Here is a 7,558-nt window from a genome sequence, read left to right on the forward strand (position 1 = left end):
GGAATGACAGTTCACTGTTGAACTGTAAGTTCGACAATGCCTAAGCTTTTCACTTAGGAACGTGTCGCACCGACTTTTGGATCAATACGACTTACGGATAAGTTTCCGTGTAGGGATTCGTGGTGCATAACATGATCTAAGTGAGCTGCTGGATCAGTAGTCGTTAAATGAACCTTGTGTCCCTTTTCTACTAAACCAACCGCAATCGTAGACGCGACCGTTGTTTTTCCCACACCGCCTTTTCCCATCGTGAAAATAACACGTTGACCTGTTTGGTTTATATTCTCAATCAAGTCTTTTAAAGGCTTTGTTTTTATATCTTCCACTTCTAACGTCTCTACATCAGGTATAGCATTATCTATGAATAACTTGCGAAGATTTTCAATACCAGTAATGTTAAATGGCGCTAAAGGAACAGCATAAGTTGGAATTTGTTTTAATTTATTTGGTGTTTGTTCTAATGCTTTTGTTTGTCTCTCATAAAAGGTTTTTGATACTTCATCCTCTTTCACTTGATTTTGCATCATACCATTAATGAGTAACATTTGATTTTGTACACCAATGTCTCCAAGTTCTTTTGAAGCCCTTGCCGCTTCTTGTACTGGAGATATATCTGGACGGGTTACTAACACCAACGTTGTTTGTTTCCCGTTAGATAGAGCGTTAACTGTTGCCTCATAAAGCTTTTTCTTCTCACCTAATCCAGCAAGTGGCCCAAGACAAGAAGCACCATGTGTACTTTCTTCTAAAAACCCACTCCATGCCGTTGGAAGTTGAAGAAGACGTAATGTATGACCTGTTGGTGCTGTATCAAAAATAATATGATCGTACTGTTCTGTGAGTTCTTTATTTGTTAATAACGATGAAAACTCGTCAAATGCAGCAATTTCTACCGTACATGCTCCTGATAGTTGTTCTTCCATTTGATTAATAACCGCTTCTGGAAGTTTTCCGCGATACGGACCTACAACACGCTCTTTATACTCATTTGCCGCTGTTTCAGGGTCTAAATTTGCTACGAATAAATTATTTACACTAGGGATTTCTACAGGGTGATTCGTTAGTTCCATTTTAAACACATCTTGTAAGTTTGAAGCTGGGTCTGTACTTACAAGTAACACACGTTTTCCTTTATCAGCTAATGTGACTGCCGTTGCACATGCAGTTGATGTTTTCCCCACACCACCTTTTCCAGTAAAAAATAAAAATGGTGTAAACTCCATTGTCTGTGGATCATATAAACGAGTCATGCCCATTCCTTCTTTCTCTTTACTTTTTCACGTTTAGCCCTAAACGTACACGAGGCTTCTGACTTAATTCTTCTTCTGTTAATCCTGTTAATGTAACAAACTCATCATTTGATAAGTGTGTTTGCTCTTTCACTACTTCACCATCAACAAGAGTAACAGGAAGTACTTCAGGTCCTTTTTCCATTAACAATTTACTAATTGTTTCATTTGAAGCAAATGCATCTGGTTCACTTGCTAGGTTGTAGCGTGTGATATTAAAACCTTTATTTTTCAAATTGTTTACAGCCACAGAAACTCGAATTAATTCAGGGTCTACACTTGGTCCACAAACACCTGTTGAACAACACATTGCTGGGTCATAAATTTCAATTTTTTTCATGTTTCTTTCTCCTCCTATCCTATATAAGAAGCCGAGAACGAATTCTCGGCTATGTTTTTGATTACTCACCTGTTTCTGCAAATTTCTTAATGCGTGCGCTAATCTCGTCACGCACACGTTGAAACACTGACCAATCTTGTCCTGCTGGATCATCAAATCCCCAATGCTCATGTTTTACATGTGGAGGAATTGTTGGGCATACGTCTCTCGCATGTCCACACAATGTCACAACAAGGTCTGCTTTATTTAAAATGTCACGGTCGATTATATCTGATGTTTGACCTGTAATATCAATATTTACTTCATTCATTGCTTTAATTGCATTTGGATTCACACCATGTGCTTCAATCCCTGCAGAGTATACATTCCATGTATCTCCTAAATATGTTTTTCCAAATCCTTCAGCAATTTGACTACGGCAAGAGTTACCTGTACATAAGAAATAGATTGTTTTCTTTGTCATGTTTGTTCATCTCCTAATATTTCTGTTAGTTACAGCAGTTATCATCACAAGTAGTTGCACCATGAGGTAGGTCTACATGACGAATCATATCTTGAACCAATTCATAGTATTCACTTTCTATATTTATGGAGTAATAAATCCATTGTCCACGTCTTTCTTCTTTTACAAGCCCCGCATCTTTTAGCTTGCGTACATGCTGACTAATAGAAGGTTGGCTCATTTTAAATATATCTACAAAGTTACAAACACAATATTCTTGTTCATATACCATTCGCATTATTGCTAATCGCGTTTTATCTCCTAATAATTTCAGGATACTTGATACCTTTTCAATTTCTAATGTTGTTTTTTGCATATCTCAACCTCCTTTTCTACACCATAAATATATAAGCATTTGCTTATATATTCAACCAAAAAGAACCCATTATTCACTAAAAAACGTTCTTATAAATTTATAAGAACGTTTTTATAAGGATTACCTTGACAATTCAATCCAATTAATTATTCTCAAAAAAAGGAGGGATGATTTTGAAATATATTTTATTATTCATTTTATTTTCTTTATATGCTTGTTTACTGTTCAGTTATTGTCGTATTAGGATTAATAACTTATATTTCAGTAGTTTATTCAAAGCAATGTATTACATTAGTATGTTATCCACATATTTTTTCATCCTCTATATTTATATCATTTATCAAAATCTAATATTTTTGGTTAGTTTCTTTTTATTGATATTTTTACACTTATTAATAACATTATATATAAAACTAAAATATTAATTACATGTTAGTAACATGTGCGATAACTAACCCTATCAAGGGTACTAGTGAGACAGCAGTAATTATGACTCTATAATTATTTCGAAACTTCTTGCTTTCTTCCTGTAATACTTTTAAGGTACTGTTGTAGATTTGTAGTACATTTCCAGAATTCCCATAATGTTTGAGTGCATCCTTTAAATATTTATTAATTAACAATTCAGCATTTTGATCTGCAAACTCCTCATCTTTCGTTTTTATAGCAGCAAAATAGCCACCCAATGTTACTGATACTAAGCTCATGACTACCAAAAAAACATACAATACATCATACGAGAATCCTTGTATATAAATATAACCTAAGTAAAAAAGAGCATAAATTATACTTATACCTGCAAAAGTAAAAAATAAGTATTGAAATAATAATAACTTTTTAAACCAACTGGGATTATTAATATTATTAACCAAATGCCCTACCTCATGTGCGATTGTTTTATAATTACCTGGTTTACTTCCCTCACTATCCATATCTGTTAAATTGAAAACTGATGTATGTTTAAGGCTATATTTTAAATGACTTTGTTTATTAGTCTTACCAATTTTATATGTAGCACTATTTTGATATTGCTGCACTAATATATAATCCAAAAATTCTTTTCCCTTCATGGATAACTCCCTTTACCGTTTTTAAATAATTATATCTCTTCCCTCCAATTAATAATATAAAAATCCGAAAAAACATTAGTTTCATATTTTACAATATTCATCTCTCTGACTAAAAATTTCTTGTCCATTCAAAATACTTGAAAAACATATAATCAAACGCTAATATAAGCGTATACTTATATAAGTGATTGATTATATATTTCAAGGAGGAGAATAAAGTGGGGAAAGTCAGTAAGAACTTATCTTTTCTAGACCGCTATTTAACATTGTGGATTTTCCTAGCTATGGCATTAGGTGTATTCATTGGCTATGTATCACCAAGTTTTGTTGATCATCTAAATTCTTTACAAGTAGGAACAACATCTATTCCGATTGCAATTGGACTTATTATTATGATGTATCCACCACTCGCAAAAGTTCGATACGAGGAAATGTGGCGCGTATTTAAAGATTGGAAAGTGCTATTATTGTCTTTATTTCAAAACTGGGTCATTGGACCGATTTTAATGTTTGTATTAGCAATCGTCTTTCTACAAGACTATCCAGAATATATGGTTGGTTTAATCATGATTGGTTTAGCACGTTGTATTGCTATGGTTATTGTTTGGAATGACCTTGCACAAGGCGACCGTGAATACACTGCTGGTCTTGTTGCCTTTAATTCCATTTTCCAAATCTTACTGTATTCTGTATACACATATGTATTCGTCACAGTATTGCCGAAATGGTTAGGTATGGATAGTTTTGTTGTAGATATCTCAATGGGAGAAATCGCAAAAAGTGTTGGTATTTATTTAGGGATTCCATTTGTTGCAGGTATGTTAACACGGTTTATTTTTGTAAAAACAAAAGGACGCGAATGGTATGAATCAACGGTCGTCCCTCGTATTAGTCCATTAACTTTAATCGCCTTACTATTCACGATTGTTGTGATGTTCTCTATTAAAGGTGAAATGATTGTTCAGTTACCAATGGATGTTGTACGAATTGCAATCCCATTACTTATTTACTTTATCTTAATGTTCTTTGTTTCGTTCTTCTTATCTAAGAAAATGGGCACAAGTTATCCTGTTGCAACTTCTTTATCATTCACAGCAGCAAGTAATAATTTTGAATTAGCTATTGCAGTTGCAGTTGGAGTATTTGGCATTCACTCAGGTGCAGCCTTCGCAGCAGTTATCGGCCCATTAGTAGAAGTTCCTGTATTAATTGCACTGGTTAACGTAGCTTTAAAATTAAGAGACAAGTTTTCGCATAGAAAATCATTATAATTTTATGTGGTACTAAAAAGAGAATTTATATAAAATTAAAACATTATATAAATAAACAATTAAGATAGATAAAGCGTTATTTTCTTTATCTATCTTTTTTACTACAATATAATTTCATTCGTTTTTTAGCAATTAAGTTTTTATGGAACCAATAAAAATTAAATAAAAGCAATGCAAATGCTGTTAAATGTTGTTAAATCTTCTTAAAGATATTATATAATATAAATAATAAGCTTTTAGGAGGTGAATATTTATGGCAGGAAATAATTCTTTAGATAAAAGCAATCTGACCGATCGTTTAGATCGACATCTCGACTGGATTAAAAGTTGTGATACTAAAGCATCTATTGTAATTGCAGTACTTGGTGTATTTCTTACAATATTTACATCAGAGAATTCTATTAAAATGTTAAAACAGATTCTTTCACAACCCCTTCAACACATTAATTTTGCAAATCTTTTATATCTATTATTATTTGTTATTTCGTGGGTTATTTTTATATATGGAGTTTATTGCTTAGTTAGAGTGCTGGTTCCTCGATTAAGTAAAGATACACTAGCATATGAAGGCATTTATAATGATTCACTTTATTTTTTCGAAAGTATAGCTAAAAATAACTTTAGAGAATTTAAAGATAAAATGAATAACTCTCAAGACGATGACGAAATAACGGATATTTTGTCACAAATTTATGTAAACGCCAAAATTTGTACAATTAAGTATTCTTATTACAGTAAAGGTATTAAATGTGCTGCTCTTGGAATTGGAGGCGTACTAATTTTATATGTAATGGGAATGATTTTAGTGATGCTAGGGGGATTTAAGTAATGGATTTCAAAGATTATGACTATAAGGAACGTAAGAAAAAAGTAGAAGAAATTCTTGATAATACAGATAAAGTTAATGAAGTAGATAAATTCCCACGAGATGAAGATTTCACCTATACTAATGGTTATAAAGCTTGGACTGGTGCTATTTTTGTAGATTTAAGAGATTTAAGAGATTCAACGACTCTGTTTTCAGGAGAAAATGATGTAGATATAGCGAAAGTAATACGAGGATTTACTTCTGAAATTATAGAAATTTTAAGAAAAGATACGGATAATGATTTAAAAGAAATTGGAATACGCGGAGACTGTGTATATGCGGTATATTCAACACCGCTTCAAAAAGATCTTTATGATATTGCAAATCGAGCTTTTCATATAAATACTTATATGAAAATGTTGAATAAACTACTAGAGGAAAGAAGCCTTCCTACGATAAAAGCAGGGATTGGTTTAGCAACAAATAAAACTTTAGCTGTTAAAGTAGGTAGAAAATCCTCTGCAATTAATAACTTAGTTTGGATTGGTGAATCTGTAACGATAGCCGCTAAATTGTCTGATTTAGGTAATAAAAATGGAATTGGTGCAATTGTAATGTCTAGTACGTTTTATTCAAACTACATAGAAGTCCAAAAAAAATTACAACCCAATGACGGTGTGGAGAACTGGTGGACAAGAGTATACGATAGTTCTTATGGAACGTATTATCATGGCAAACCAGTCAAAACACATTTTAATAAATGGATTGATGATGGAATGAAGGACTGAATGTATGATTAATTTGTTAATTATACTTTTCAACATTACAAAAATAAAAGAGCTTAGAAGTTCTAAGCTCTTTTGTTTTTTATTCTGTTAGCAGTTTCTTCTTTAAAAACCATAATCGTCTGCAATAGAACCTGAATTGCTTTCTTTTAATGGAACTACTTTCATTTCCTCTTTTTTTGTTTCATTATCATTAAAATTATAAAGAAGAGTCATATCACCAGCAAACATAGACATTAATACATCCTTCACAACAGGGTCAGCCGTTTTTCCCATGTTCATAACATTGACAAGAGAGTTTTTATGCGATTTGCTATGATGAAAAAGTGTTATTATCCCCTTTTGCAGTTGTTCGATTTCCTCTTGAAGTTTACGTTTTTCTTTTAAAAGTTCTATATTTTCTTTGTTTAATTCTTTGATTGATTTTCTATCTTTCTCCATTAAACGCATAATTTTTTTTGCTAATTGTTGTGGGTTAGTATGATGATCATCTACTAATTTTGCGATATCAACAAAATCCTTTCCAAAACTACCATCAACCACTTCAATTAATGTCTTATTTTTCATTTCGTCGATTAGTTCTTTTCCTCGATATGGAGAACCTCGATATTCCTTTGACCAAAAATCCTGTGAATATCCTTTAAAAGGGACACCATTAGCCCTTATTTTCTTATCTTTTACCAATTGTTTATTTAATTGAAACACACTGTTATATGTTAGCTTTAAATGGTTACCATTTAACTCCTTTAATCGTAATTGAATAATTTCATGTAACTCTTGTTCATCGAATACTATTGGTTTTCCAGCCATTTTTCTTCCTCTTTCTCAATTAAATTACTTACTTCTAATACGTCTTCATTTGACTTTAATGCTACAAATAACTGCTGTATTAAAGCATTTAATTCGTTTGCTTGTTCATTTATTTTTCTTTCTGTATGTGGTCTTATATCAACTTCTTTACCAAAGCTCTCTAATTTAAGTTCTTGATGCATTTGATAAATAAAAGCTGCCTTTTCTTTAATTTTTTCTACAGAAGGTTTAATGGTTTCTTGACGTATTATCTCTTTTTGTTTTTCAATATTTTCCCACTTTGGTTCCACCCACATGCCCATCAACTTAAGAACGAAAACAAAATGAACTTTCGTTCAAACAAACTAAAAAACACGTAATGTACTTT

Annotated in this window: 9 protein-coding genes and 1 pseudogene; 3 read left to right on the forward strand and 7 right to left on the reverse strand. The window is 32.1% G+C overall.

Annotated features, from left to right (window positions below; all coding sequences use genetic code 11):
- Nucleotides 1–71: 71 nt before the first annotated feature.
- From PDQ33_RS27555 to PDQ33_RS27575, 5 genes and pseudogenes are all read right to left on the reverse strand, one after another.
- Nucleotides 72–1,250, reverse strand: a pseudogene (locus tag PDQ33_RS27555) (TRC40/GET3/ArsA family transport-energizing ATPase); the annotation flags it as partial.
- Nucleotides 1,251–1,269: 19 nt separating this feature from the next.
- Nucleotides 1,270–1,629: an arsenite efflux transporter metallochaperone ArsD gene (gene arsD, locus PDQ33_RS27560; protein WP_061157635.1), complete on the reverse strand. Its 360-nt coding sequence runs from the start codon at nucleotides 1,627–1,629 to the stop codon at nucleotides 1,270–1,272.
- Between the two features lie 61 nt (nucleotides 1,630–1,690).
- The gene (arsC, locus tag PDQ33_RS27565) at nucleotides 1,691–2,092 is read right to left on the reverse strand and encodes an arsenate reductase (thioredoxin) (protein ID WP_061157636.1); all 402 of its coding nucleotides are present in this window, start codon (nucleotides 2,090–2,092) and stop codon (nucleotides 1,691–1,693) included.
- Between the two features lie 25 nt (nucleotides 2,093–2,117).
- Entirely contained in the window at nucleotides 2,118–2,447 is a 330-nt protein-coding gene (locus PDQ33_RS27570) for an ArsR/SmtB family transcription factor (RefSeq protein WP_061157637.1), read from the reverse strand.
- Nucleotides 2,448–2,872: 425 nt separating this feature from the next.
- Nucleotides 2,873–3,517, reverse strand: a complete 645-nt coding sequence (locus tag PDQ33_RS27575) for a hypothetical protein (protein ID WP_048540273.1) — start codon at nucleotides 3,515–3,517, stop codon at nucleotides 2,873–2,875.
- 218 nt (nucleotides 3,518–3,735) lie between these two features.
- Between PDQ33_RS27575 and arsB the strand changes: the two genes are divergently transcribed.
- The 3 genes from arsB (at nucleotide 3,736) to PDQ33_RS27590 (ending at nucleotide 6,384) form a co-directional block, all read left to right on the forward strand.
- On the forward strand, nucleotides 3,736–4,788 hold the full coding sequence (gene arsB, locus PDQ33_RS27580) for an ACR3 family arsenite efflux transporter (RefSeq protein ID WP_270757009.1): 1,053 nt from the start codon (nucleotides 3,736–3,738) through the stop codon (nucleotides 4,786–4,788).
- A 253-nt stretch (nucleotides 4,789–5,041) separates the two neighbouring features.
- Nucleotides 5,042–5,617 (forward strand): Pycsar system effector family protein, encoded by a 576-nt coding sequence (locus PDQ33_RS27585; protein WP_048540270.1) that lies wholly within the window; start codon nucleotides 5,042–5,044, stop codon nucleotides 5,615–5,617.
- Nucleotides 5,617–6,384 (forward strand): adenylate/guanylate cyclase domain-containing protein, encoded by a 768-nt coding sequence (locus tag PDQ33_RS27590; protein ID WP_270757007.1) that lies wholly within the window; start codon nucleotides 5,617–5,619, stop codon nucleotides 6,382–6,384. Before PDQ33_RS27585 ends, PDQ33_RS27590 begins: the two co-directional genes overlap by 1 nt.
- A 102-nt stretch (nucleotides 6,385–6,486) precedes the next feature.
- On the opposite strand, the gene PDQ33_RS27595 is transcribed toward PDQ33_RS27590, so the two are convergent.
- The gene (locus PDQ33_RS27595) at nucleotides 6,487–7,191 is read right to left on the reverse strand and encodes a hypothetical protein (RefSeq protein ID WP_048540266.1); all 705 of its coding nucleotides are present in this window, start codon (nucleotides 7,189–7,191) and stop codon (nucleotides 6,487–6,489) included.
- Complete coding sequence (locus PDQ33_RS27600; RefSeq protein ID WP_270757006.1) at nucleotides 7,173–7,481, reverse strand: hypothetical protein; 309 nt, start codon at nucleotides 7,479–7,481, stop codon at nucleotides 7,173–7,175. Before PDQ33_RS27600 ends, PDQ33_RS27595 begins: the two co-directional genes overlap by 19 nt.
- Between the last annotated feature and the right edge of the window lie 77 nt (nucleotides 7,482–7,558).

Origin of the sequence: Bacillus cereus group sp. Bc031, assembly GCF_027716265.1 — a bacterium.
GTDB lineage: Bacteria > Bacillota > Bacilli > Bacillales > Bacillaceae_G > Bacillus_A > Bacillus_A paranthracis.

Coding starts and splice junctions, on each gene's coding strand:
- arsD (WP_061157635.1), bottom strand. CDS start 1,629: ATGAAAAAAATTGAAATTTATGACCCAGCAATGTGTTGTTCAACAGGT.
- arsC (WP_061157636.1), bottom strand. CDS start 2,092: ATGACAAAGAAAACAATCTATTTCTTATGTACAGGTAACTCTTGCCGT.
- PDQ33_RS27570 (WP_061157637.1), bottom strand. CDS start 2,447: ATGCAAAAAACAACATTAGAAATTGAAAAGGTATCAAGTATCCTGAAA.
- PDQ33_RS27575 (WP_048540273.1), bottom strand. CDS start 3,517: ATGAAGGGAAAAGAATTTTTGGATTATATATTAGTGCAGCAATATCAA.
- PDQ33_RS27585 (WP_048540270.1), top strand. CDS start 5,042: ATGGCAGGAAATAATTCTTTAGATAAAAGCAATCTGACCGATCGTTTA.
- PDQ33_RS27590 (WP_270757007.1), top strand. CDS start 5,617: ATGGATTTCAAAGATTATGACTATAAGGAACGTAAGAAAAAAGTAGAA.
- PDQ33_RS27595 (WP_048540266.1), bottom strand. CDS start 7,191: ATGGCTGGAAAACCAATAGTATTCGATGAACAAGAGTTACATGAAATT.